Consider the following 25,667-nt stretch of genomic DNA (forward strand, 5'->3'; position numbering starts at 1 on the left):
TGTCCATAGATCCTTGTCGTCGTTCACGGAGCGAGTTTTGAATTGATTTTCACTCGACATATGTAAACCTCCTTTATATTATTTTTATCTAGAAGAAAGATGCTTTTAGATAAAATTGTTAACCCAAACCTAATGACATCCATTGATTCTTTAGATACCCTAATAACCCATTTATTTACAATGTTATTCTATAATTTTAAATCTACTTATTATGTGAATTTAGTCACAAAATCAAAACTCTTCCAAAATTTTCGAAATAAATGTATTAAATCTCAGTGAGGAATTTAAGTTGAGGGAATTCCTGCTCACTAGAGATGCGGTAAACTAGATGCCTTGACTACTAATATTTGCATTAAATATTACCTAAATCGTATTTATCGAGGAGGAAATAACAGGAACAAAATTGAAAAAGTATACCCTATAGCAGCACTGACCGGGAGGATGGCATGCAATTTCAACCAATTTATTATAATGGGGAATTATTTCTACCGAAGATCGAATTAAATATGACACCGAACCAATCGGTTGGCATCATAACGGACTTGAAGCGAAAGCAGCTTTTAATGAATCAATTAGGGGATCATTCCCAATATTATTTATTTCGGGCTGGGCAAAACGAGTATATGCGTTTAACGGTGGAGGAACTAATCACTTTTCTAATCAGAGTAACAGAGAGGAATGAGCGTACCGCTTCGTTGATAGATTATTTTGCTTTAAAAGAAGAACGGAAGGTAAAGATCAAGGATCTAAGCTCATCGAAAAGGATGTATGTGACATTGCTGCGTGTCTTTTTTGCGCATCAGCCTACACTTGTACTGGAGGAACCCTATTTTTACTTGGAAGAGCAAGATTGTCGTCAACTCAAACGGATTCTGGATGATCTTTCTCAAGAAAAGCAGATTTTAATTTTAACTTCGAATTTAGAGGATGCCCTTATTTCCTGTGATGCCATTTATCGGTTGAACGAATCGGGATTTCATCCATTGGATATTCGGGACTTCGACGAGGATAAGCAGGAAGTACAGAAACAAGACGAGGCCAATATAACCTTGCAGAAGATCTCTACCAAAAGAAATGATAAAGTGATTTTATTTAATCCGCCTGAAATTGATTTTATAGAAAGTGTAGAGGGGTCAATCCTTGTTCATGTGGGCGGTGAAAATTATGACTGTGCGTTGACGCTGACCGAGCTCGAGCAGCGATTATTAAATTTCGGTTTTTTTAGGTGTCACCGATCCTACATTGTTAATCTGCAAAAAGTAAGAGAGATTATTACATGGACGAAAAATAGCTACAGCTTGCGATTAAATACAGGTCAAGATGCCGTGGTTCCGTTATCCCGTTCAAAATTGCCTGATTTAAAAGCACTTCTTAACATTTAAAGGGTACCATTCAGGCGCTTACAGCTACATTTCGGCGCGTTTTGATGGCAGGAAGCATGTAATCTGTATATGTTTAAGCCATCAACACTAAGGATGTGGAGTTAATGAATGTTATCCGGGTAGAACGTATCCGTAAGAGATTTGGAGAAAAGGATGCGTTAGCAGATGTTTCTTTTTCAATTCCTAAGGGTGAAATTTTTGGTTTCCTTGGCCCGAGTGGCTCAGGCAAAACAACATTAATCAAGATTCTAACGGCACAGTTAAATCCGACAAGTGGACAGGCAAGTGTATTTGACCAGCCGGCGGAGATGATGCAGCAGTCTGCTCAGAAGATGCGTTTTGGCATTTTGACGGATAACAGTGGTCTATATGAGAGGTTAAGTATTGAGGAAAATCTGGAGCTGTATCGTAAGTTATATGATCTTCCCAAATCTGCGGTCGACAAGGTGCTGCAGTTTGTAAACTTAAGCGGGGAGCGCAAAAAGAAAGCCAATCTCTTATCCAAAGGGATGCGTCAGCGTGCCATGCTGGCATGCGCGATTATCCATGAGCCGGAATTATTATTTCTGGATGAACCTACTTCAGCTCTAGATCCGGTAAACACAGCACATATTTATAAAGGCTTACGCTACTTAAATGAGAAAGGAACAACGATTTTTCTGACTACGCATGATATGTCTGAAGCAGAATTGATATGCAACCGTGTAGCGATTCTGTATCAGGGTCAAATCAAAACAATGGGCTCACCAAAGGAACTTAAGCGACAGCACCGGGAGAACGTAATTTGTGTGGACTTAATCAATGGGGAAACCTACGAGCTCCCGATCGATGAGGGGACGGCTGATCAAATCGCGGATTGGATGAAGCGGGGGCTAATTGACCGGTTAGAGACGAAAGAGCCAAGTCTTGGTGATATCTTTATTAAAATGACAGGAAGTGAGCTACTATGAGTATCTCATACAAACGTGCCCGGGCGATATTTGTGAAGGATTACAAAGAGTTTTCACGTAACTACGCACTGTCCATTATGCTGATTTTTCCTATTATTATCGCTCTGATTTTCAAGAGGGCAGGTGCGTCTTTACCTGGAGCCAGCGGTTTTCTTTTTAATAGTTCGTTTGTATTGCTAACATGTTTCGCACAAGCCTGCTTGATTGCGGAAGAGAAGGAGCGTAACACTTTACGGTCATTAATGATGACACCGGCTACGACCATGGATGTACTAATCGGTAAAAGCAGTTTGGTCTTTGTCATGTCTGCTGTTGTTCTCGCTATTTCTACATTATTATTTGGCTATGAGCCAGCTAATATATGGGCGTTTGTGGCAGTAATCATTCTTTCGATTATTCTGTACACTGCAGCCGGGACGATCTGCGGTTTATTCTCCAAGACGTTGCTTGAAGCCTCATTATCTATACTCCCTGTGGCGTTCATATTTATGGGGGCACCGTGGGGAGAAGTACTAGCGAAGGATTATCCGGTCTTCAAAGTGCTGGATTACATGCCAAGCAGTCAGCTTGTGCATCTGCTGGGTCTAAGCAATACAGGTTATACGACGGGCGATGTAGTGAAACCACTCCTCATTAATTTGTCATGGACGGTTGTGCTAACAGTAGTGTCTGTCATTTTGTATCAGCGGCGGTTGAAGGACGAGTAAGGGAGCTCTGAAGGGACTTTAGCCAGCCTTGGGTGGGTCTTTGGTAGGGTTGAAACAAGCGGCCGACTGAGACTATACGACGATTATTTTCCAATTGAGGCTGTGATGTTGTCATGACGGGGCCTGCCGGGTAATAAAGATGATTAGAACTTTCAAATTTGGCTGATTTTGGATTAGGAGCCAAGGAAACGGGGGAAAGATCATGGCGGCACAGACAGTATCAGGCATCAGCTCCGTACAGACCATTGCGGCCTACGGCGGTACACAGAGTGATGTCAGTTCTCTGGAGAAACAGCGAAACCGGCTGATGATGGAACTGGATAAAGTGAATGCGGCACAAGGAAGTGAGATGCAGACTCCTTATCGCAGGGAGCAGCTGCAGCGGCAAATCCGGCTGCTGGAGTCCCAACTGGTACAGAAAAGCGGGAGCAGTACCTCCGTAAATTTTGTGCCTGCTTCTCCGCTTCAAGATCACCTCCCCCTTTGGGCAAATGAAGGAAAGGGAGGCCTCAAGGGCATCGGCCTGACTGATCCCCGGACGGCGACGGTGGACGCGGAGGGTCATTTCGACGCGTTAATTTAGGCAAGCGAGCGAAGGTCCGGAAAGCGTCAGGTGATGAACCGACGGTCCATAATCATGAGGCTAGCTAGCCGAGCTTCCACCGAGAAGACCCGCAGCACGGTAAAAACAACAAAATAGGCGAGAGGGAAGCTTCAACACTTCCTCCTCGCCTATTTGTGTTCATGCAGTTGCTTAGGGTTCAACTACTTTATTCTGGTGTTCCTTGGGTTACCCCATGGATATACGAGAGCGTTGGGGAATCGACGGCCCCTTGTCCCGGATTATAGGTGAAGGAGTACTCGATGGTATCCCCGTGTTGCAGGTGATTTACAGGGTAGGTATAGTTACCGTTCCCTGCCGGGGTCATGGCTACGTTTAGCTGCCCACCGTTATTCAGCTTATAGTGTAAGTCGGCAAAGGTTGCGCCGTTCACATAGAACAGCAGGTCATCGCCTATTTTCTTCAGGCCCCGCACCTCATCGCCGACGATGATAACACCGGATGATGCTGCCGGTACAACAGTGAGGGTGGAGAGGGCTGTTTTATTACCGTCGGCTGTTGTAGCCGTTACGGTTGTTGTGCCTGGAGTGAGTCCCGTCACGAGACCGTTCGGATTCACGGAAGCGACGCTGGTACCTGATACGGTCCAAGTGACCTGCTTATTGGTTGCATTAGACGGGGCAACATTGGCGTTCAACTGCACAGTCTGTCCGACCTCCACCTGCGCAGTGGTTTGATTCAGAGAAATACCGGTAACCGGCACGTTTACCGGATTCTCGCTGTTGCCTTCTTTATAGACACGAACATAATCCACTTGCATTGTTGCAGGAATATCCGACGGATCTGGGGTATGGCCGCTGTCGAAGTACCCGCCGATCGCCAGATTCATAATGATGTAGAAGGGTTGATCGAATGGGGCGTTCGGATTGTTAGGTGCAGCTACGGAATACCATTGATCTCTACTGACTTTAAAGAAGAACTTGCCGTCCACATACCATTTCATATTATCTTCTTCCCAGATCATGGAGTACACATGATAATCATTGGCGAAGGTCTGACCTTCAGGGAAGTGATATTCACCAGCAATATATCTGTTTACAGGCCATTGTCCGCCAAAGTGTATGGCCCCGCTGGTCGTGCCGGGCAAGCGTCCTTTGGCTTCCATAATATCAATTTCCCCGGATGCGGCCCACGCTCCATAAGCGGCATCTTCCGGAAGCATCCAAAGTGCTGGCCAAACGCCGTTACCTGTAGGCAGCTTAGCACGAATATCTACTCTGCCGTACTGGAAGGACAGCTGATCTTTGGTGTTAATCTTGCCGGATGAGTACTGGGCATACCGGCTTGGGTCCTGTGGAAAGGATTTTGAATCGTTCAAAGCTCTGATATTCAGCTTTCCGTCCTGTACAAATACATTTTGTGTACTGTCTGTATAGTGCTGCAGTTCCGCGTTGCCCCAGCCCCAGCTATTCGGATCGTCAGTAATATAATAACCTTGTTCGTAGCTCCATTTGCTCGTATCGAGTGCTGTTCCGTTAAATTCATCCTGCCAAATGAGATTCATGCCCTCTATCGCCGGGTCGTTTGGTGTTCCGATGGCAATGTCATCATGATCGGATACATCCGGACGTGGGGCATCTGGATTACCAATAAAGGTATAGTTGACGTAATTGTTGCCGACACTTCCGCCCGCCTGTCCATTTAATGGATAGCCAATACGGATTTGCACATCCTCTTGGACAGGCTGGAACCAAAGCCCATAGATGTAGTCAGCCCAATATCCCCACTGGTTGGCATCGGACATGTTGTTATAGCCATTGCCGGCGTATACAAATCCGCTCTGGCTGGAATCACTCATAGCAACCCATTGTCCGTTGATGTTAATTTGGTATACGTAATTTCCTAGTTCAGTGCCTATTGGAGCGCCCCCATCAATCTTAGGTAGCGGTACACCTATTACACCTTTTGCATCTGCGGTAAAGGTCGTTCCCTCATAAGGAGTTAAGACATATGAATTTCTTACAGGTTTATTAAAGGTGAGGGTATAAACGACGTTAGCCGTTGAGGTTTTCGATTCTAACTTGACGTTGATAGACTCTGTTACGGTGAACCAGTAGCCACCGCCGCCTTCGGTGAATTGTCCGAAGTTGTTATCATAGATCCAGCCGCTGGCTGCATTATTGTCAATATCAATCCATGTACTGCTGCTTACAGGTTTTACATATACCTTCAGATCTTCAGCTACGGCTTCATAGGTAACGGCCGGATCATTGTTGAAGGTAGGATAAGTAAAGCCTGCACTTCCTGTAAATCCTGCTGAAATCTGCGGCCCTTGTGTAGGGGCCATAGCAGTAATGGTCGTTTTGTTTATGTTTTGAAATACCAGGGTGTAATCAAGTGTAACTCCATTAGCCTTGGAGAACAGCTGAATCTCCGTTGTTGCGGAGAGAGTGAACCAATAGCCATTCAAGCCACCGTCGCTCCAGTGTCCCCAGTTTTGGTTGTAGGTATAGCCGCCTGCATTGTCAATATCCACCCAGTTTCCAGCAACTTTTACTTTTACACCGACGTCATCGGAAACATCATTCCAGGTGGCAGAGCCCCCATTGAATGTAGGCATGACGAAACCATAGCTAGCTTGCCCAACCCCTGATTTTGAGATGACAGGACCGTCTGCCGCTGAAAAGTAAGACATAGAGGTAACTGTGGTTCCTGCTGCCTGCACCTTCGAAGTCGGCAATAGACCAACCCCGGCCAACAGTACTACTGCTAAAAACAAACTAAATACCTTCTGCTTAAAACCACTTTCCGTATCGTAAAGTCGTTTCATACTTGCCCTCCTTTAATAAAATAATGAAGAAACGAAACCGCTTACATTTAGGATCATCTCTATTCTATCGAATATAATAATCAGCTAAAAGGTACAATTATTTTTGTTCTAACCCAATTTTTTGGCTTTTGATTATTTATAGCGCTGTGTCACGGTACTTTTCCTCGCTGTCGTGCTTCCGGCGCATCATTTGCCGGTATTCTGTGGGCTGCATGTCCATGACATCCCGAAATGATCGTGTAAAACTTTTGTAGCTTTCATACCCTACCATGGTGGCTACCTCTACAATTTTATGATCGGTTTCGGCCAGCAGCCGCCGGGCTTTATCCAGGCGCACATCGCGCAAGTATTCTGCAAAGCCTTTGCCGATATTTTTTTTGAACAGGTTAGAAAAATAGGCATAATTAAGCGACACGTGGTTCGATACCATCGCGAGATCCAGGGGTTTATGATAGCTTTCGTGTATAAAGCGTATGGCTTCATTCAAATCTTGCGAGTTGCGATAGCTGCACTTATATTCATAATAAAATTGGTTCAGCCGAAGCAGCTGTTGTTGCAGCGCCTGAATATAATCGCGAATACCCGGATAATCGAATAGATTACGTAAACATTCGATGTCCAGCGCTTCTTCCCCCATGTACGGGCGGATCACACGCACAGATTCCTCCAGCATCTGTACAATGGCACGGCATAGCTGCTGTGTGTATTGGATGTGATAGCGTTGCAATGTATCTTTGTGAAATATCATAGAAATGCCTTGGGTGATTGTACCGCTGTTTTTGGTGCCGATTAACTGGAACAGGGCATATAACTCCTCATAGGGAAGCTCCCACTGCTGCTCCAGTCGTTCAATATGTGTTGGCAAAATGCAGCTCTTCTCTGGAAACAGGTAACTGTGGCGATAGAGCTCCAACGCTTGTGTATAGCTGCGGGGCAACTCCTTCAATCCTTGCTGCGGGCTGGTCATGGCAGTAATGGCATCTATCTGTCCTGCTTTGAGGGCGGCCGGGAAGGCTCCCGTATCTACGGCCGCATCAACCGCGAGAATCAGGTACGGGCGGTGTTGCAGGCATATACACCCTCGTCTGCCATACACACGGTAGGCAAGGGATTCCATACTGTGGCTACTGTCGGCCCCCGGTTGGTTAATCCATAATTCCTCCCGCAGCAGACACAGGCGGTAATTACTCCACAACTCTGGATTCTGTTGCTGGGTCTGGAGAACCCACGCTTCATCAATCATTGCACCCTGCATGAACATACTCAGTTCTTTGCGGTCTGTCTCCCGGGCGCGGCGGGAGATATGCTCCATATTACGCGAGAGCGCCTGCCGTGTTTTTATCTCATTTGCTACATGTTCTACTGCGGTTTGCAGATCTTCACGTTTCACAGGTTTGAGCAGGTAGCCTTTTGCTCCAAGTTCGATGGCTTTTTGAGCATAGGCAAAATCACTATAGCCGCTAATAATCAGGTAATCTACCTCAATATGCTCCTGTTTGCTCTTCGCCATCAGCGTCAGTCCATCCATATCGGGCATCCTGATATCAGTAATCACCAGTTGGATGGTGTGCTGACTCAATATATCTAAGGCCTCAATTCCGTTTACTGCACAGTAAATATTGTCCAGCTGCAGCGGAAATTGACGCAGCATCGCCTGCAGCCCATCACGAATGTGCTTTTGATCGTCCACAATTAGAATATTGATCATGCCCTACCATCCTCCAAGATTCACATTTTCCCAAGGCAAACGTATGGTTACACAAGTATAGGCACCCTGCACACTGTCAATCCAAAGACCGCAGTTCTTACCATAATGAAGCTGTATGCGCTTATGCACGTTCTCCAAGCCCAGTCCGTTTTTGCTGGTAACAATCGGTGAATCTGAGTCGCCCCGCAGCACAGCCTGCAGACTGGACAGCATTTCCGGGTCAACACCTGCGCCATCATCTCGTATCTCAATTAGCAGAAGGCTTTCATTTTCTACCGATACGGTAATATGGATACGTACGCTGCCGCCCGAGGGCGCTGCATGATGAACGGCATTTTCGACGATGGGCTGCATGCACATTTTAGGAATTGTATAACGCAGTACCTCCTGCGGGAGATCCGCCGTCAACTCAATGCTGCCACCCTCCATAAAGTTTATGAATCGGACATAGCTGTGTATGTTGGCAAGTTCTTCGCTAAGCGCAACCGTATCGCTGCGCCATTGCATGCTGTATCGCAGTTGTGAGCCTAAAGACACCAACGCTTCGGCGATAGCGGGCTGTCGCTGAACCTCCGCGAGCATACGGATGGATTCCAGCGCGTTATATAAAAAGTGTGAATTGATCTGCGAATGCAGCGAGTGCAGCTGTGCATTTTTGGCAATCAGCTGCTTATCTACCACTTGGGTCATCAAATGTTTGATTTCGTCCAACATATTATTGTAGCTGACGGCCACCTCGTCGATTTCGTCACCGGTTTCGTTTTTATCCAGGCCGGTATCAATTTTCGCATCCAGTTGGCCTTGCCGCACCTTGCGCATAGAAGCCAGCACCCTGTCGAGCCGGCGGAAAATGCGCCGAGTGGTATGTGAAACGAGCAGTAACATTAGCAGCAATATACACAATGTGATCGCTACTACGAGCAAATACCAGCTTCGTGGGCCTTTCATCAGCGCTTGATGAGAGGCAATATCCACTACATAGGCGTTCAGTGGGGCGATGTAGCGATACAACGCGTAGTAAGTATGGTCGCCTACCTTGACCTTAATGGGGCTACTCTGCTGCAGCACATCCAGCCGCTGGTGAATGCTACCTAGAATGTTATCCAATTCCTCACCGGCATTTTGTGAAAAGATATGCTCAGGATTGTATACAGATCGGGAAGAGTCGGCTCCATCCATCACTACAGAAAAGAAATCCCCCCCGCTATCCTCAAGCAGGTCACTGAAAAAGACGCTATGCTGGGCGCGGATTTCCATAATGGTAGGGAGTTTCTGCTGTTGCCCCTGAAGGCGTACCAGCCGGTAATAGGATAGCGTATGCTCTCCATCTTTAAAAGCAAATAAGCGGTATGCCGCACCGCCTTCCTCCCGAAGTGTCACCCAGTAGTCCTTCGGCCAGAACTTGTCATAATGGTAGATTTCAGGCCAAATCTCAAATAGGTTTGGATTATCGACATAGAAACTTAGCTCGCTGATCATCTCGTAGCTTTGAATGATATTATGCATTTGCTCAAATTGATTTTGTCTAAATTTTACGAGACGCAGGCCATCCCCGCGCATATTGGAGTGAATAAAATCTACAAATGCCTTTTGATTCAGCGCAGTAGAGGAAGCGTTCTCAATAATGCCCATTTTGCTGCGCAGTTGTTCGTTAATTCGTGAGACATGGCTGCTGCCGGTAGCCATAGCGTCCTTGTATAGCTGACTTTCCTGTGTGCGGATAAATAAAAAGGATACCACAATCGCAGGGATGGCAATCATCATGCTAAAAGCCAGAAACAACTTTTGGGAGATTCGGGAATTACGGTACAGCTTCCTCATTTTAGTCAGCAGATACTTCATTTAAGTAGCCTCCTACCCTTGTAATATACCATATATTACAAACTGCCCGGTAGGTAACTAGGCTGTTTTGTTAAATGGTTAAAGAAGCGAAAAAGGGAATACCGGCCACCCTTTCGGTGGCCGGCAGCAATCTTAATACGGGCATTATTACTCTGCCATTTTGGATTTTCGCACATCCAGTTCAGCCTGGCGGTATTCCATCACCTTGCCAAAGTTGTAATTCTCGCGGCGGTCAAGGAAATTGTCGAAGATTTTATCAAATTCAGCCTCATTTTTGGCCGTAATTAGCTCAGGGAGTACTTCCTCCCAATTTTGCGAAATACGGGACCAGGCTACCGACACATCAGAATCGCCCTGTGGATCTAAGCCCTTATAGATACCGCTATCAATATCGGCCTGCTTATTGGCGAAGTCTTCCATTTGCTTAATGACAGGAGATTTCTCCGGTCTCCACTGGTTGACGATTACAGGGTTTCGCATCATCCAATAGGTATCCATGATGCCGTATTCTTTCTCCAGCTTCTCAATATCAGTGTCGAGTAATTTTACCATTTCAGGCTTCAGTTGCGGCTTGCCATCTACCATCTCCCATGTTTCGCCTTCCTTGCCAAGGAACAAATCTCGTTGGCCTTCTTCGCTGGCCAGATAGGTCAAAAAGCGGATGGCTCGTTCAGGGTTTTCGGTTGATTTGCTAATCATCGTCACCATCCAGCCGTCCATGTTGCCAGGGAATAACTTAGGGTTATCGCCCTTGCTGTTCTTTGGCCCATCGACTGCGATGTAGTAAGAGTCCGGGTTGCCGCTAGCAGCCAGCATAGGATTGACAGCCGACATACCGGTCCACTCGCGGACCATCATGAAATAGCGGGCGTTGTTTGTTTTTTCCTCTACCTGAGTATCGGAATCCACCAGGAAATCCACATTAATCAACCCGCGCTCGTAAGCCGTACGGAAGGTTTTTAGCCAGGCAATATAATCGGGATCGGTAATGCGGTCGTATACTTTTCCGTCTTTCTCATGCGGAACGGCCAGTAGGTTCTGCAGATATTCGGTCATCCCGTAAGGGACGTTCCCTTGTGCAAAAAAGGGACTGATGGGCTGGCCTTTATATTGGGAGTACTTATCCTTTACCAGTTGCAGTGCGTTCAGAAAGCCCTCTGGAGTGCTAAGGTCCGGGCTGCCCATCTCCTCATACAGATCTTTCCGCACCAGGAAAGTCTGGTTAGCCGCCGTCATGCCAGTTTCATGCATCAGGTTGGGGCTATATGAATCATTCGGAACGCCATAGGTATTGCCATTTTCTTGACGATACCACTTCAGTGTACCGTCCCCGGCCACCTTGAAGAAGTAAGGGTCATACTTGTCAGCTAATTCATTTAAGGCGTAGACATGATCGCCTTCCCACAGCTTTTTGACAGCGGTTTCCCACGAACCCATTGATATCAAGTCTGGCAGCTTGCCCGAGGTCATCATCAGGGTAATATGTTCATTGGCTTCACCGGAAGGTACTTCAAGCTTGATGTTTACGCCTGTTTTTTCCGTTACGTACTTGGAGGTCAAGCTGTCTCCCCAAGTGTGGGCATACCAGTTAGCACCTACGAACCAGGTTAAATCAACAGGGCTGGTATCCAGCTTCCATGCCGGATCATCGGGATTGAGCTTTGCTTCACTCGGGGGCGGCTGTGTACTATCTGTAGGCTGTGGTGTCGGCTTATTTTCACTATTCGCTGAATTGGAACACGCGGCTATGCCTAGCATCAGGCTTGCGGCCAGAACGAGGGTCAACCCCGGCTTAATGAGATTACGTTTCATGACATAATCATCCTTTCTTTGCTGCTTCTGAATTTTTGAATACCAGTTTCTAGACACTCACACTCTTATCCCTTAATGGCGCCAATCATCACGCCTTTGACCAGATAGCGTTGAATGAAAGGATAGACTATCAGAATAGGCAGTGTGGCCACCATCATGGATGCAAATTTAATAGAGTTGCCGGGAAGTCTTGCGCCGAATTGCGCCATAGCTTGCTGCTGCATGAAGGACATAGAGTTCTCCGCAATGATTTTGTACAGCATGGTCTGCAGTGGCAGTAATTCCTGCGAACGGATGTAGATGACCCCCTGGTAATAATCATTCCAATGATAAACGGCTGAAAAAAGCGATATAGTCGCAATGACAGCCATGCTATTGGGCAATACGATTCTGAACAGGACGCCATAGTCTGAAGCACCGTCTACCTTCGCAGACTCCTCCAGGCTATCGGGTATGGTGCGGAAGAAGCTCATGAAAATGACCATATTAAAAAAAGTGTACATAGAGGGAATGATGAATATCCAAAAATTATCATATAAGCCCAGCTTCGTCATCAGAATAAATGTAGGGATCAGCCCGCCTGAGAACAGCATCGTAACCAATGCGATTTTAAGATACAGCTTGCGTCCGACCAGATTAGACTTGCTCATTCCGTAAGCAATAATGGCGGTAAACAACACATGCGTTGCTGTCCCGATCACTGTGCGCAGAGTGGTAATGTAAAAACCGTTCATCATAGTCTTATCATTGAACACAACGCTATAGCTGGCCAGCGATAATTCTTTGGGAAACCAGTTGACGGTGCCCAGGGATGCCTGCTGCGGAGCATTAAGCGAGTTAATGAATACAAACCACATCGGGTACAGTGTTAAAAAGCAAACCGCCAGCATCAGCAGGGTGTTGCAGACCTCAAATACTCCAATTTGCCGAAATCTTTTGCGTCTTTCCATACCTCTGTCCTCTCCCTTCTAAAAAATGCTGTCGCCGGTTAGTTTTTTGGATGTGTGATTGGCCAAAAACAACAAACCTAGCGCCACAATAGAGCGGGCGAACAGGACGGCTGTTGAGAAGGAATGGCGCCCGGAGACCAACCCCATGTTGTAGATATACAAGTCTAGGCTTTCCGCCATCCTCATGTTCATATTGTTCTTCAACATAAAGATCTGCTCAAAGTTACTGCCGAGTATCCCGCTGACAGCGAGGATGAACAAAATAGCGATGGTGGGGCGTATGCTCTGAATGGTGATATGCCACATCCGCTGCCGCCGATTTGCGCCATCCAGCTCAGCCGCTTCGTACAGCCCCGGATCAATGCCGGATATTGCCGCTATGTAGATAATGGCGCTCCAGCCGGTTTCTTTTAACGTATCGGTGAAAAAGGTGATCCACCAAAAGTACTTAGGGTCGCTGTTAAACAGGATTTCGCGTTCCTGGAACCCGAACGCCATCATCAACTGATTGATCACACCGCCCTCGCCCAGCCAATTGAGCGCAATGCCGCCAAAAATCGTCCAGGCAATAAAGTGCGGCAGGTACGAAATGGTTTGTACCGTTCGCTTAAATCGAAGACTCCGTATTTCATTCAGCAGCAAGGCGAACAAGATAGGAATGGGAAAACCCAAGACCAGCTTGATGCTGCTCATTCCCAGAGTATTGCGAATCGAACGCCAAAAACGCTCATCCGTCAAAAAATCCTGAAAATGCTTCAGCCCGACAAACGGTGATTCTAGTAAGGGTTTGGCGATGCTGTAGTCCATAAATGCAATAATGAGCCAGAACATAGGGATATAACAAAAGATAAACATCCAGATGATTCCCGGGATAACCATGCTTTGCAATTGCCACTGCTTAAAAAGCGCTTTCATTTGTTCCGTTCTGTATTGGAACATTTTCCGTGCCCCCTTTCTATTTCATCGTATGAAAAAGCGTATAGGAAAAAAAGCCCATGATTATCGACCCTATCCCATTTTTTTAGATTTGTTTGACCAGCCGCAAAAATTAAGTATGCTGTGATTAAATGAAGGGAGTGTGCAAAGGATGAATAAACCTATATGGGAACAGAATTTCTTAGATAGAAATGCCGATTTAAAGCTATGGAATGTCCGCCTTGGCAACGACTTGTTAGATAATGAAGGTAATCCCATAGACCCAGGTTGGGGCAACGGAGAGCAGCAGTATTACACGGATCATTCCAGCAATCTGTATATCGATGAATTTGGCTTAAACCTGTGCGCGCGCAGCGAATCCATTGAAAAGGATGGGCGCAATTTTGCATATACCTCGGCTCGTTTGGATACAAAGGACCATTTTTCCTTTTGTTATGGCAAGTTGGTTGTGCGTGCAAAACTGCCGGTAGGGCAAGGGGTATGGCCTGCCATCTGGTTGCTTCCGCAGGAACAGGCTTACGGGCCTTGGCCAGCTTCCGGCGAGATTGATATCATGGAAGCCAAAGGCCGCTTGCCTCAGCAAATATCCGGAACACTGCACTACGGAAAGAATTGGGAACATCAAATCGTTGAGGAGTTCTCGCACCATTTTGAAAGCGGAACCATTAATGAATTCCATGATTATGCACTGGAATGGAATGCCAGTTCGATTCGATGGCTGGTAGACGGACATTGCTTTGCCGAGCGTTGCTTGGAGCCAGGCATTATGCCCTTTAACGAGTCATTTTATCTGGTGCTGAACCTTGCAGTGGGCGGCTGGTATGACAATGTAGCGGTTGACGAGACTGCACTGCCAGCGGTGATGACGGTTTCAGGAATATGGCTGTATCCATAATTAAAAATTTTGGAGATGCCCTCTTTTTCGATTTTCAATACCTACATCCCATCTGGTAGAATAGGGAAAACCATATTTCTCTATATTCTAGTAACTTAATTATAAGCTTGGGGAGGTAGACTATGGACAAAGAACTAGTGGCACAGCTGACACAGTGGCATGAAGATGATGAACACCAGAAGATTGTAGACACTCTGATGGAGATTCCTCCAGCGGACAGAGATTACGAGGTAGTCAGCAGTCTGGCAAGAGCGTATAACAATGTGGGATGTTATGAAGAAGCCCTTGAACACTTCGCGATGATTGCGGAACAAGGGCAGAATGATTATCTGTGGCATTTTCGTGTGGGATATTCCTACTATTATTTGAATCGATATGAGGAAGCGGTGAGAGTGCTGAGTATTGCCCATGACCTCGATCCGGATGATGAGAACACGGCCATGTTTTTGAAATTCAGCCAGCGCAAGCTTCGCAAAGAACAAGACGCCGCAGCCAGACGGGCAATCAGAGAACAGCATAATGATTCGGGGACGACTGCAGCTCCTTTTGACGGGATGGATCTCTCCGGCTTTTGGGACGATAGCGATTATGCGCTAAAAGAATATGTTTCTTCTCCGCCTACGGATGAGCTGATTGCTTCTGTAGAAGAAGAACTGGGTTACAAGCTTCCTGCCTCTTATATCAGTCTGATGAAGCAGCACAATGGGGGAGTGCCTTATAATACTTGTTTTCCGACCGAGGACGCGACCTCATGGGCTGAGGATCATATTGCGATTACGGGCATTATGGGCATCGGACGCGAGAAAAGCTATTCCATCTGCGGCGATCTCGGCAGCCCGTTCATGATTGAGGAGTGGGGGTATCCCGACATCGGCGTGGTAATTTGTGATTGCCCTTCGGCAGGCCATGATGTCGTGATGCTGGATTACCGCAATTGCGGGAGGGACGGCGAACCCGAGGTAATTCATGTGGATCAGGAAGATAATTATGAGATTACGTTTCTGGCCCAAGACTTCGAGACGTTTATACGCGGCCTGGTGAGTGATGAGGAATACGACACCTCTGAAGAAGATAAAGAGGAGGATTTGCGCAAAGTAGCCGTAGGCCAATTCTCACCTTTGCTTGCGAAGCTGTGCAGTGATGTGTCTGAGGTAGATCAGCTTGAGCAGAAGATCCGTAAAGTCTGTACCCGAATCGTTGAAGAGAAGGGACACTTCTCCTTTCATGCGGATGAGCTTTCTACTCTGATGTACGATGTGCAGTTCTGGCTGTACACAAGCTCTTATCCAAATACGAGCCGTCAACAATATCTGGATGTATATGAGAAAATGATCGCTTTTGGCGGCGAGTTCGGGCAAGGAGGATACGCTCCGGGATGGATCAGCGACTGGCTGGATGGGCGAATACGGGAAGGGCTAATCGTCCAGGAAAACGGGGTGCTTCGCTTCACAGATCAAGCCCGCTCTGAGGTCATTGCACGGCTGGAAGCGGAAGCTGCAAAATAGGAGACGTTGATTCGGGGGCTACTCTCCCGCACGGAGCTCGGTTGATCACAATCGTATTCAAGGGTCATCCCACAAAGGATGGCCCTTAAACTTGCCGTTTCAGACAGTGCACTCCGCATAATAAGCGAAAGAAAATTAAAGCGCTTACTCGTGAAGTATTTATATATAAATGTAATTATTAACATTTTTCGACAACATTCACCTTACTTTTACATGGTAGTTATGATATATTCTGGGCGAATATGGATAACAAAAAAGAAAGGGGAATGAGTATGGAAGCGTTGGTGTGGACATCTAATCATAAGCTGGAGCTCTGCGAATGGGAAGAGCCGCAGATTGCAGCACCGGATGAAGTCAAGATCCGGATTGAGATGACAGGTGTATGTGGAACAGATTTAGCAGTCATAACTGGGAAAGAGGAGGGGGTTCCAGGGGTCATTCGTGGTCATGAGGCAGTAGGGACTGTAATCCAAATCGGCAGCAACGTTGACCGTGTTAAGGTAGGCGACCGCGTAGTTATCGATCCGAATCAAAGCTGTGATGAATGCTATTTTTGCTTGAAGAAACAGCCGCACCTCTGTACGGGCATCGATGGAAATGGGATGCCTATTGCGGGTTTGAATCGAAATGGGACATTCACTTTTTTTTACTCAACTGCACAAACGTTTGCACACCGTCTTCCCGATCATATGAGCTGGGAGACGGGGGTTTTGATTGAGCCGCTTGCCTGTGTACTGCACAATTTCAAAGAAGCCAATGTCACAGCAGACGACAAGGTACTCATTCTTGGATCGGGTCCAATGGGACTGTTAAGCCAAATTGTGAGCAAGTCGAAATCTGCGCTCACGGTAGCGACTGAAGTTAATCCCTATCGGCTAGCTTTTGCCAGAGAGATCTCAGATTTTGCTTTAACCCCTGCCCAATTAAATCAAGCTGCCGTAGACAAAATCTGTGCGGGACATAAGTTTGATGTGATTATCGATACGGTGGGCACTCAACTCGAAATGGCGGAAAAGTGGATTGAACGTGGAGGCCGCATCGTTCCTTTTGGTATTAATGCGAAGTATCGCTACACCTTTTCCCCTACTAAATTCGTGCAGCATGCAATAAAAATTATAGCAGCAGGTGAATACCGCTACATGTTCGAGGAAGCTTTGCGGTTTGCCGCTGAAACTCCTGAAATGGAGAAACTAGTGACTAGAAAAGTTAAGCTCAGTGAGCATGAAGCAGCGATAGACGAGTTGATCGGCTATGAATTGAACTCTTTGAAGGTGGTTGGGAGTGAAACCGTAAAGACGGTTTTTGTTCCCTAAACGTAAGACTACAATCAATGAGAGGTGGCACTGTTGATGAGCAATGATAGCAAATTCAGATTAATTAAAGATTACTTGTCTACACAAAAGGCTAAAGACATAGAGCCAATTTGGATACCCGCAGTGTGGAATGAGTGCCAATATGAGCGTGTTCTCTTAGAAAAAGAGGGTGAAATTTGTGTACACCCGTATGATTTTTTGACAGATCATTTGAATTATCTGGACAGGCTTTCGTGGAGATATCTGCTTAAGGAACGCACAAATCTGGACGATAGCGCGATCTATTCTTCGCTTATTCGCTATTCTACGGCTTGGGATTACAACCATGACGGAAAAATTGAATCGGGTACTTTTTTAAGATTCTTTATTCTTCTGCCTCTGCTAAAGAAAATGGGCATCAATATTCTGTACATGCTTCCAGTTAACCAGTACAGCAAGTTGAATCTGAAGGGGGATATTGGGTCCCCTTACGCAGTGCAATCGTTATTCCATTTGGACGAGAACCTGCACGATAGCCTATTGGATGATATGGAGGAGTTTACGATCCGCGATGAGCTCAGCGCTTTGGTAGAGGCTTGTCATTTACTTGATATTAAGACTGTTGTTGACTTCATTCCCCGTGTGACGGCGAAAAACAGTGCGTTCATTACCGAGCATCCTGAATGGGTGTATTGGATCAAAATGGATGAATTAGAAGGCTTTGCGCCGCCCGCAATTCCCCAGCTTGGATTTTTTGAGGAGTGTACGCCGGACAAATTGGAGACGGTCTACCGCAGCCAGGAGACAGCAGTATTTCTGCGGAAGTTCACGCCACCGCCCAATGAACTCCATCCAATCCTTTGGCAGCACTTGAAAGAGAAAGCTGCTAAAACAGGAGAGGAGCTATTAACTTTGGTGGAGCAAGAGATGGGGATAACGACTGCTCCAGCGCATTCGGATTGGATAAATGATGTGCAGCCGATTTGGACAGACATTACGTTCTTACGCCTCTACCAGGATTTCTCTCCGCAAGTGAGACATCTTATAAGTCCGGATCAGGCGCCATATGTCCTTTTTGATACGATTAAATGCAATGACTACCCGGGAGAGGAGCCGAATCTGGAGCTGTGGGATGTTCTGGAGGAGGCAGTACGGGTTAATCTCGAAAAATATGGGATTGACGGCTTCCGCATCGACATCGGACACGTGCTTCCTATTCCGTTGTTGACTCGTATTTTTGACACGATTAAAGAGATGAATCCAAATGCGATCTTAATCAGCGAAGATTTGTTCAATCGCAACCACAAGAAGGCAGCAAACACCGGCTATAACATTATGCTTGGCAGTGGATGGAACGTCATGACACAAATTACTAAAGAGAATCTCATTTCATTCTTAGAAGAGCTGCCTGAGTTGAATATTCATATATTTGCCTGTGCAGAAACAGCAGATACTCCTCGGATCACCAGCCGTGGCGGTGTAGAGGTTGCTCGGATGATCGCGGTATTTAATCAATTTCTTCCGAACGCAATTCCATACGTGACGACGGGTTATGAAATGAATGAGGAGCAGCCGCTCAACTGTGGTCTTGGAGACAACACGAACGGAGAGGAGATTTCCCGAGCTTTTTTTAACGTTATGCAAATTAATTGGACCAATCCTACACCGATGCTGCCGCTGTTGGCGGAGCTAAGTGAACTCAAGAAAGATTGGCGCCACCTAGTGAAGCCGGAAAACTTTTTCGTGGCTCAATCCCCGGAAGGTATTGTTCTGTACGGGTATATGCAAGGGGATGAAACGCTGCTGTGCTGCTTTAACTTGAGTGCTGATGCTTTCTGCCAAGTTGATTTGAAGGTTGCCGTACCTGGCCGATGCCCAATGACGGTAACACTGGATAGTTCCTTAACGGGTAGCAGCGTAGGTCAGGCGTTCGATTGCTTGCTGCTTGCGCCTAATCAGGCTTTAGTGCTCGTAAACAATCATAGACAATTTAGGTAAGGGAGAGAGGCTGCAATGGAAAAGAACAATAAGGAAGTCGTGGTATGGCATGAGTTTGATGGTCCGGGAGATACCTCGATTGAGGTGCTGGAGGGAATTTGTAAGCTGTATACAGAGCGCTTCGGCGTACAAATTACACCACAAGTGATGAATATTACGGAGCTGACTGCGCGCCTGAACCAAATTAAGGACACCCAGCAAGGTCCGCATCTGGCGATGGTTCCTGCTGACATGTCCTCCTATGTGGAGAACGGTCTTTACTCCGAAGTACCGGGCGGGCTATTTGACGATACGCTGACTGAGGGAGCCCTTTCAACGATGCAAATGAATGGTGTTCAGTATGGTATCCCTGTATTGCGGGGTAATCATCTGGTTGTGTATTACAACCCGTTGATTTACCCTAGTGCGCCGACGACATGGGACGTGTTCGAAGAGGCAGCAGAAAAGTTATCCGCCCAAGGTATCATACCGATTGGAGCAGACTTACAGCAAGGCTATTGGTTTATTCCGTTCCTTACAGCTTTCGGCGGTTGGCCTGTACAGAATGGAAAGCCGAATATCGTCACCTCTGAAATGAAGCAGGCGCTTCAGTTTATTCGCGACAAGATGGATCAAGGCGTGCTCGTTAGTCTCGACGGCTCCACAGGACTGCTTGAGCAGTTCATTGACGGTAAGATCGGCGCCATTATTTGTGGCGAGTGGATTTATAACCATCTAGATAAACATATGAACAATAGGCTTGCGGTTTGCCAGCTTCCGAGCATCGAAGGGCGGCAATCATTATCCATGTCTTCTTCTATTGGCCTGATCTACCCTAATCATTCATTAACGTCCGAGGAGCGGGAAGATATTTTATCATTCACGCGCTTTATGCTGAGTGACGAATGCCAAACTATGTGGACGCTGGGTGTACAGCGGATTCCGGCTCAGGAAGAGGTGCTGAACCATCTAGCTGCCTCTGCTGCGCCTAACAAAAAGATGATTTTATCGCTTTTGGATCACTCACGGCCGATGCCGACCTATCCCTTCATGATCCATGTATGGGAGGCGTTAAATGCGGGTCTTATCGAGCTGCCCTTGAGCAATCCTGAACAAGCATTGAACAAAATAGAACAGACTATTCAAGCCTCTTGGGGCGCATTTAAAAGCTAATTAGAGATGGGGAGAGCCAAATGAAAACAACGATATTCAGCCAAATTTCTATTGATGGAAAGCTCACTATGGGCGCTGGTAATTCGAGTAAAGAGCTTTTTTCTTTATTTTCCAGTGAGGATATGGAATTTATTCATCTATTCCGGGGGAAGGTGCAGGGAATTATGGTCGGCAAAAATACAATTTTGACGGACAATCCCTTCCTTACTAATCGGTATGAGGAAAATAAAAATCCAATTCGTATCATTCCGACAACTACCTTGGATATTCCGCTAGATTGCAATGTACTCTCGGACCAAGGGAAGACGATTATTGTCACGACCGAGAAAGGACGGGATGAAGAAAAAATCAAACAGATCCGGCAAAGAGGAAAGGAGTGCCTTATCTGCGGCGAGGATAAAGTAGATTTTGTGGAGCTTGAACGTCAGTTGGAGGAGAACTATGGGATTACCAGTCTGATGGTCGAAGGCGGCGGATTCTTAAACTGGCATATTTTCAATCAGGATATCGTCGATGAGATTATTCTAATGCAGCTTCCAATCATCATAGGCGGCTCCACAAACATTACTTTAGTGGATGGAGACGGGTATCAGCAATTGAACTTTGCGAAAAAGTTCAAGGTTGTAGAAATTCAACCAAAAGATAACTACACGCTCATGCGCTACAAAAAGGTGATCTAACCTCAAACTAAGTCATAGACTGCGAATGGCTATAAGTTCTGGAAAAATCGAGAATATGGGGGTTGTGAACGATACATGTCAGAGAAAGAAGATTTCTACAAAAGTGTGTATAAAATCGCTGTGCCCGTTACGCTTCAAAGCTTGCTGATGGCATTGCTTAATTTGACGGATCAATTGATGGTTGGGCAGCTGGGAGATGTGGCAATTGCCTCGGTGGGGATGTCGACCAAAATATACGGGATCATCGCGGTTGTCTTGGCCGGTTTATCGACGGGTGTATCCATATATGCAGCTCAGTTTTGGGGAAATAAAGATTCCAAAAGCGTCTCTCAAGTACTGGGTCTCGGACTGATCACTGGCTTTGCGTTCTCGTTCCTGTTCTCTGCGGCTGTCTTTATCGATTCGCCGCTCTTTCTGAGCCTATTCACTACAGACATGAATGTAATAGAAGAGGGTTATATCTTTCTCCAGATAATGTCGATCGGTTTTGTGCCTGTCATGCTCACGATGATGTATTCCGCGATTTTACGCAGTACTGGCCATGCCAAATGGCCGATGTATGTAAGTCTAATTGCAGTTGGCTTGAATATTATACTGAATTACGTACTTATTTACGGTCATTTCGGTGCTCCTGCGCTTGGTCTGAAGGGCGCTGCCATTGCTACTCTTATCTCTAGGGTCTTCGAATGCTTGTTGATCATTGGTGCCGTGTACCGGTATCGTTTACCGGGAGCTGTCGGGTTAAAGAACTTATTCATTGTTCCTAAACCGCTCATTCGCAAGTTTTTTGGAACGACCTATCCGCTGCTACTGACTGAATTAATCTGGGTATTGGGCGAAACAGCATATGCGATTATTTATAGCCGTATGGGGACGATGGAAATGACTGCGATGACCATTACCTTCCCACTTCAGGGTCTTTGCATTGGCCTATTATCGGGTCTGGCTAGTGCAGCAGGGGTAATGGTTGGCAACCGTTTGGGTGCGAATGAATCTGATATCGCACTCGATCATGCGAAAAGGTTCATTCGTCTAGGCATCATTATCTCTCTGATCGTCGGGGTTATCATTGCGGCAGGCTCGAAGCTGTATGTCTCTGCGTTCAATATCTCCGAGGACGCTAAACAAATGAGCATGTATATCGTTATCGTGTTTGCTGGATTTCTTTGGGTCAAAGTATCCAATATGATTATAGCCGGCGGTATACTAAACAGCGGAGGAGACAGCAAGTTCGTATTCGGCATGGAGTCTACCGCAACGTGGCTGATAGGAGTCCCATCCGGGCTGTTGCTGTCATACATTTGGAAGCAACCTGTCTACCTTGTGTATCTCGTCATCTCGCTGGAGGAGGTTGTCCGCTTTGGCTTCGGCTACGCCCGGATTTACTCCCGTAAGTGGATGAGAAATTTAGTTAGCGATCTGGCTGAAAAAGCTATGTAACATACGACCTGATTGAATTGATGCGGAGGATTAATCTCCCCCTAAATTGGATATCTCTTCACTTAACAATGCAAGAGGTACTGCCTCAAGGTAGTGCCTTTTGCATTGTTTTTTAAATATCCAGTTGTTAACTGCCAAATATCTTAACCACTACGTTTTAAAGCACTAGTTACTTTTTTTACTGGTCAACGGCAATATGAAGTTACGGGTAAACTGAAAATTTAGTAAATCTTTAAACGATCTTTAAAGGAACTTAGAAACTTACGTCTTCTGAGATATGCCCATATCAAAAATACCGCTACTAGAGCAATAATGGCGCTAATGGTGATAGACCTTGTTAGGTGATTATTATCGTCCGCATAATAAGCGGAAGCAAGGGTTCCCGACCCATCCTGCTCGTCATCGGAAGAGTCGTTCTGCATCGTCTGCAATACCTCTATTAAATGTTCTGGTGTATGAGGCTCCAAATTACTGGGTAACCCTTTTGATTCTGCAGCTGAGGCTTGTTGTGGAGCAATGATTAGTTCCTGATTGTCTTTCTTGAAGGCAGCTATATATTCATCCCGCTCACGGATAAGTGTAGGCTCACTCACTGCACCCTCAGCATGTAGAGATTGAATAACATAGGCCAGAGTATCAGGATTTCCTCCAAACTCAGTAACTTGATAGGGCCCGGTTGAATCCTTTTGAATGATCATTTTCGATTTGGGTACTCCGCTCGATAAAACAAGAAACTCCCAGATCTCTTGGGGGATGACCGTTTCAATCAGACTATTGGAAGCCTGCTTAAGCTTAGCGCCATCAATAAAGTAAATTTGCATTCCTTCGCCTATAGTAATTTCACTAATCTCCGCATCATTGGCGTATCCGTATCCTTCAGGATCCTTGGACAACCCTTCTTTAATCAATGTTAATCCTTCTGTACTCGCAAAAGAAACAACATCTTCAGCTACGGCCTGAGCCCATGCAGGTGAGGAAATACTCAGAAATAATAAGAATGAAGCTACGGTTAACAGCAGCATTTTCTTAATGGGAAGCCCCCCTAAAAAATATTTCTAGTAGCTGAAAAATACCATATATTCACTTATATGTGAAGTTTCAATGTTTTCATAATCTACAAGTGTATAAACACAACCCCTACCTAAATCTCATTCCTTAGACCGAGAGAGTATCCATCTGAAGCCAGTTATCTAAAACTAGATACTTAAATAAAATGAATTTAACAATGGAATCACCCTTTATATCGTACAGGAGAGGATGGTTATAAGGTGGAAAAAATTATTGAAGTACGGGGTATTAGCAAAGTGTACGTGAAAAGAAAAACGAAGGAGAAGATCCATGCCGTTCGTGATGTTTCTTTTCATGTGAATCGTGGAGAGGTGCTCGGTTTATTAGGGCCTAATGGGGCTGGCAAAACTTCAACCATAAAAATGCTCTGTGGTTTGTTAGAATCGGATGCGGGTTCTATATCTATTAATGGCTTAGATATTTGCAAGAAGAGACTCAAAGCTTTAGAGCATATTAGTGCTGTATTAGAGGGGAATCGAAATTTATATTGGCGTCTTACCGTTCGGGAGAATCTAGAATATTTCGCGGGCAACCGGGGGTATTCTCGGAAGCATGTTTCCAATCAAACCGATAAATTATTAGAGCAATTCAACCTTAAAGAGAAGGAGCATGAGCTTGTCAATGGATTGTCCCGGGGCATGCAACAAAAGCTAGCCATCGCTGTAGCCCTTTTAGCTAATACGGATGTCATCTTGCTGGATGAGCCAACACTTGGTTTGGATGTTGAGGTAAGTTATGAACTGCGTAACATTCTAAAAACGATCGTTAGGGAAGAAAAACGCACGATCATTATTAGTTCACATGATATGCCCGTCGTTCAGGAGTTGTGTGACCGGGCCATTATTATTAATAAAGGTGAAGTTGTGATTGATGACAAGGTGGAGAATTTGCTTAAGTTATTTGAAACAAGGGCCTATTCCATTAAATTGGGTGAGAGATTAAGCCTAAAGCAGGAGAATAAACTGTTGAGTAGATTCCCTTTAAGCACTTATAAAGTAAGCTCCCATGAAAACATCGTAGAAGTGAATTTAGAGCAGGGTCAAGATATCTACGAGTTGTTCGATCTTTTGAAAGAGGAAGGAACCATGGTGGAGAGTATTGATCGTATAACTATTGATTTTGAACAAGTGTTTATTCAGATTGTAAAAGGGGGGGAAGACTCATGAAATGGCTCCATTTATTTAATGCTAACTTTCGTAAGGAATATATTGAAATGAAACGATATCTACCAAACACTATTGCGTTAGTAGCCACTTTTTATATTATATTTCTGGGGGCATTTTTTGGAATTATGTTCATAGGTGATCCGGCCAGTTTTGATATGAATGTTCAATATTCAATCGTAAGTGTGGTCTTTTGGAGCTTAACTATGATGACGATGAACTTTATTGGTTATTCGGTAATCACTGAAGCTACGCGTGGAACATTAGAACAGTTATATATGTCTCCCATGGGGGTTTGGAAAATCATGCTCACACGGATCATCAGTCAATTGGGCTTACAGTCTGTTGTTATGATCCTCTTACTCTTTGGTGCGATGTTAACCTCCGGACAGTGGTTGAGTCTTAACCCCATGACAACGATCCCGATTATTGTAGTTACTATGATAAGTATGGTAGGCGTTAGTTTTATGATTGCTGGTTTAGCTATTATCGTGAAACAAATACAAGCGTTTTTACAGATTTTTCAGTTTGTTTTGATGGGACTAGTGTTTGTTCCGTTAACTGTAGCACCGTTTCTAGCTTTTGCTCCTTTCGTCAAAGGAGTGAATATGGTAAGAACAGTGATGCTAGAGAATCTGACGTTAACACAATTGCCTTTATCAGATTATGGCGTACTATTTTTAAATTCGCTGGTATATTTGATTTTAGGGCTCGTTGTGTTTGATCGCTGCGAGAAAATAGCCATCAAAAAAGGTCTTTTAGGGCAATACTAGCGATACAAAGGCTTGCGGAGAT

20 protein-coding genes are annotated in these 25,667 nt (G+C 45.5%); 13 read left to right on the top strand and 7 right to left on the bottom strand.

All coding sequences use genetic code 11. The features are described from left to right. Positions 1-446 precede the first annotated feature (446 nt). From MKY63_RS10910 to MKY63_RS10925, 4 genes are all read left to right on the top strand, one after another. Entirely contained in the window at positions 447-1,382 is a 936-nt protein-coding gene (locus MKY63_RS10910; protein ID WP_036682395.1) for a LytTR family transcriptional regulator DNA-binding domain-containing protein, read from the top strand. Positions 1,383-1,486: 104 nt separating this feature from the next. Further along, positions 1,487-2,332, top strand: coding sequence for an ABC transporter ATP-binding protein (locus MKY63_RS10915; protein ID WP_036682393.1), 846 nt, complete (start codon positions 1,487-1,489; stop codon positions 2,330-2,332). Continuing rightward, on the top strand, positions 2,329-3,039 hold the full coding sequence (locus MKY63_RS10920; RefSeq protein ID WP_036682392.1) for an ABC transporter permease: 711 nt from the start codon (positions 2,329-2,331) through the stop codon (positions 3,037-3,039). The genes MKY63_RS10915 and MKY63_RS10920 overlap by 4 nt, the downstream gene beginning before the upstream one ends. Positions 3,040-3,241: 202 nt before the next feature. Then, positions 3,242-3,622, top strand: a complete 381-nt coding sequence (locus tag MKY63_RS10925) for a FlxA-like family protein (RefSeq protein ID WP_036682390.1) — start codon at positions 3,242-3,244, stop codon at positions 3,620-3,622. Positions 3,623-3,809: 187 nt separating this feature from the next. On the opposite strand, the gene MKY63_RS10930 is transcribed toward MKY63_RS10925, so the two are convergent. The 6 genes from MKY63_RS10930 to MKY63_RS10955 all read right to left on the bottom strand — a co-directional run bounded on the left by MKY63_RS10930 (position 3,810) and on the right by MKY63_RS10955 (position 13,682). Then, the gene (locus tag MKY63_RS10930) at positions 3,810-6,431 is read right to left on the bottom strand and encodes a family 16 glycosylhydrolase (RefSeq protein WP_036682389.1); all 2,622 of its coding nucleotides are present in this window, start codon (positions 6,429-6,431) and stop codon (positions 3,810-3,812) included. Positions 6,432-6,567: 136 nt separating this feature from the next. Next, positions 6,568-8,139 carry a response regulator gene (locus MKY63_RS10935; RefSeq protein ID WP_036682386.1) on the bottom strand — a complete coding sequence of 524 codons (1,572 nt, stop codon included), beginning with the start codon at positions 8,137-8,139 and terminating at the stop codon, positions 6,568-6,570. Positions 8,140-8,142: 3 nt separating this feature from the next. Then, positions 8,143-9,981, bottom strand: coding sequence for a histidine kinase (locus MKY63_RS10940; RefSeq protein ID WP_036682384.1), 1,839 nt, complete (start codon positions 9,979-9,981; stop codon positions 8,143-8,145). A gap of 147 nt (positions 9,982-10,128) precedes the next feature. Further along, the gene (locus MKY63_RS10945) at positions 10,129-11,850 is read right to left on the bottom strand and encodes an extracellular solute-binding protein (RefSeq protein ID WP_143758639.1); all 1,722 of its coding nucleotides are present in this window, start codon (positions 11,848-11,850) and stop codon (positions 10,129-10,131) included. An 8-nt stretch (positions 11,851-11,858) separates the two neighbouring features. Then, a complete protein-coding gene (locus tag MKY63_RS10950; protein WP_036682382.1) occupies positions 11,859-12,743 on the bottom strand; it encodes a carbohydrate ABC transporter permease in 885 nt (294 codons plus the stop codon). 18 nt (positions 12,744-12,761) lie between these two features. Continuing rightward, positions 12,762-13,682 (bottom strand): ABC transporter permease subunit, encoded by a 921-nt coding sequence (locus MKY63_RS10955; RefSeq protein WP_036682380.1) that lies wholly within the window; start codon positions 13,680-13,682, stop codon positions 12,762-12,764. A gap of 148 nt (positions 13,683-13,830) precedes the next feature. Here MKY63_RS10955 and MKY63_RS10960 point away from each other — a divergent pair, with 148 nt between their 5' ends. The 7 genes from MKY63_RS10960 (at position 13,831) to MKY63_RS10990 (ending at position 22,641) form a co-directional block, all read left to right on the top strand. Further along, positions 13,831-14,574: a glycoside hydrolase family 16 protein gene (locus MKY63_RS10960; RefSeq protein WP_051491236.1), complete on the top strand. Its 744-nt coding sequence runs from the start codon at positions 13,831-13,833 to the stop codon at positions 14,572-14,574. Positions 14,575-14,696: 122 nt separating this feature from the next. Then, positions 14,697-16,079, top strand: a complete 1,383-nt coding sequence (locus tag MKY63_RS10965; protein ID WP_036682378.1) for an SMI1/KNR4 family protein — start codon at positions 14,697-14,699, stop codon at positions 16,077-16,079. Positions 16,080-16,351: 272 nt separating this feature from the next. Continuing rightward, positions 16,352-17,392, top strand: a complete 1,041-nt coding sequence (locus MKY63_RS10970; protein WP_036682377.1) for an L-threonine dehydrogenase — start codon at positions 16,352-16,354, stop codon at positions 17,390-17,392. Positions 17,393-17,428: 36 nt separating this feature from the next. Then, entirely contained in the window at positions 17,429-19,369 is a 1,941-nt protein-coding gene (locus MKY63_RS10975) for an alpha-amylase (protein ID WP_051491235.1), read from the top strand. A gap of 15 nt (positions 19,370-19,384) precedes the next feature. Beyond that, complete coding sequence (locus MKY63_RS10980; protein WP_036682375.1) at positions 19,385-20,521, top strand: extracellular solute-binding protein; 1,137 nt, start codon at positions 19,385-19,387, stop codon at positions 20,519-20,521. 20 nt (positions 20,522-20,541) lie between these two features. Then, a complete protein-coding gene (locus tag MKY63_RS10985; RefSeq protein WP_036682374.1) occupies positions 20,542-21,201 on the top strand; it encodes a dihydrofolate reductase family protein in 660 nt (219 codons plus the stop codon). A 75-nt stretch (positions 21,202-21,276) separates the two neighbouring features. Beyond that, entirely contained in the window at positions 21,277-22,641 is a 1,365-nt protein-coding gene (locus MKY63_RS10990; RefSeq protein ID WP_339812837.1) for an MATE family efflux transporter, read from the top strand. Between the two features lie 221 nt (positions 22,642-22,862). On the opposite strand, the gene MKY63_RS10995 is transcribed toward MKY63_RS10990, so the two are convergent. Beyond that, entirely contained in the window at positions 22,863-23,663 is an 801-nt protein-coding gene (locus MKY63_RS10995) for a hypothetical protein (RefSeq protein WP_036682370.1), read from the bottom strand. Between the two features lie 246 nt (positions 23,664-23,909). Here MKY63_RS10995 and MKY63_RS11000 point away from each other — a divergent pair, with 246 nt between their 5' ends. Beyond that, positions 23,910-24,875, top strand: a complete 966-nt coding sequence (locus MKY63_RS11000; RefSeq protein WP_339812839.1) for an ABC transporter ATP-binding protein — start codon at positions 23,910-23,912, stop codon at positions 24,873-24,875. Beyond that, a complete protein-coding gene (locus tag MKY63_RS11005; RefSeq protein WP_036682367.1) occupies positions 24,872-25,645 on the top strand; it encodes an ABC transporter permease in 774 nt (257 codons plus the stop codon). Before MKY63_RS11000 ends, MKY63_RS11005 begins: the two co-directional genes overlap by 4 nt. Positions 25,646-25,667 lie beyond the last annotated feature (22 nt).

It is taken from the genome of Paenibacillus sp. FSL R7-0189 (assembly GCF_037969925.1).
Classification (GTDB): domain Bacteria; phylum Bacillota; class Bacilli; order Paenibacillales; family Paenibacillaceae; genus Paenibacillus_AQ; species Paenibacillus_AQ odorifer.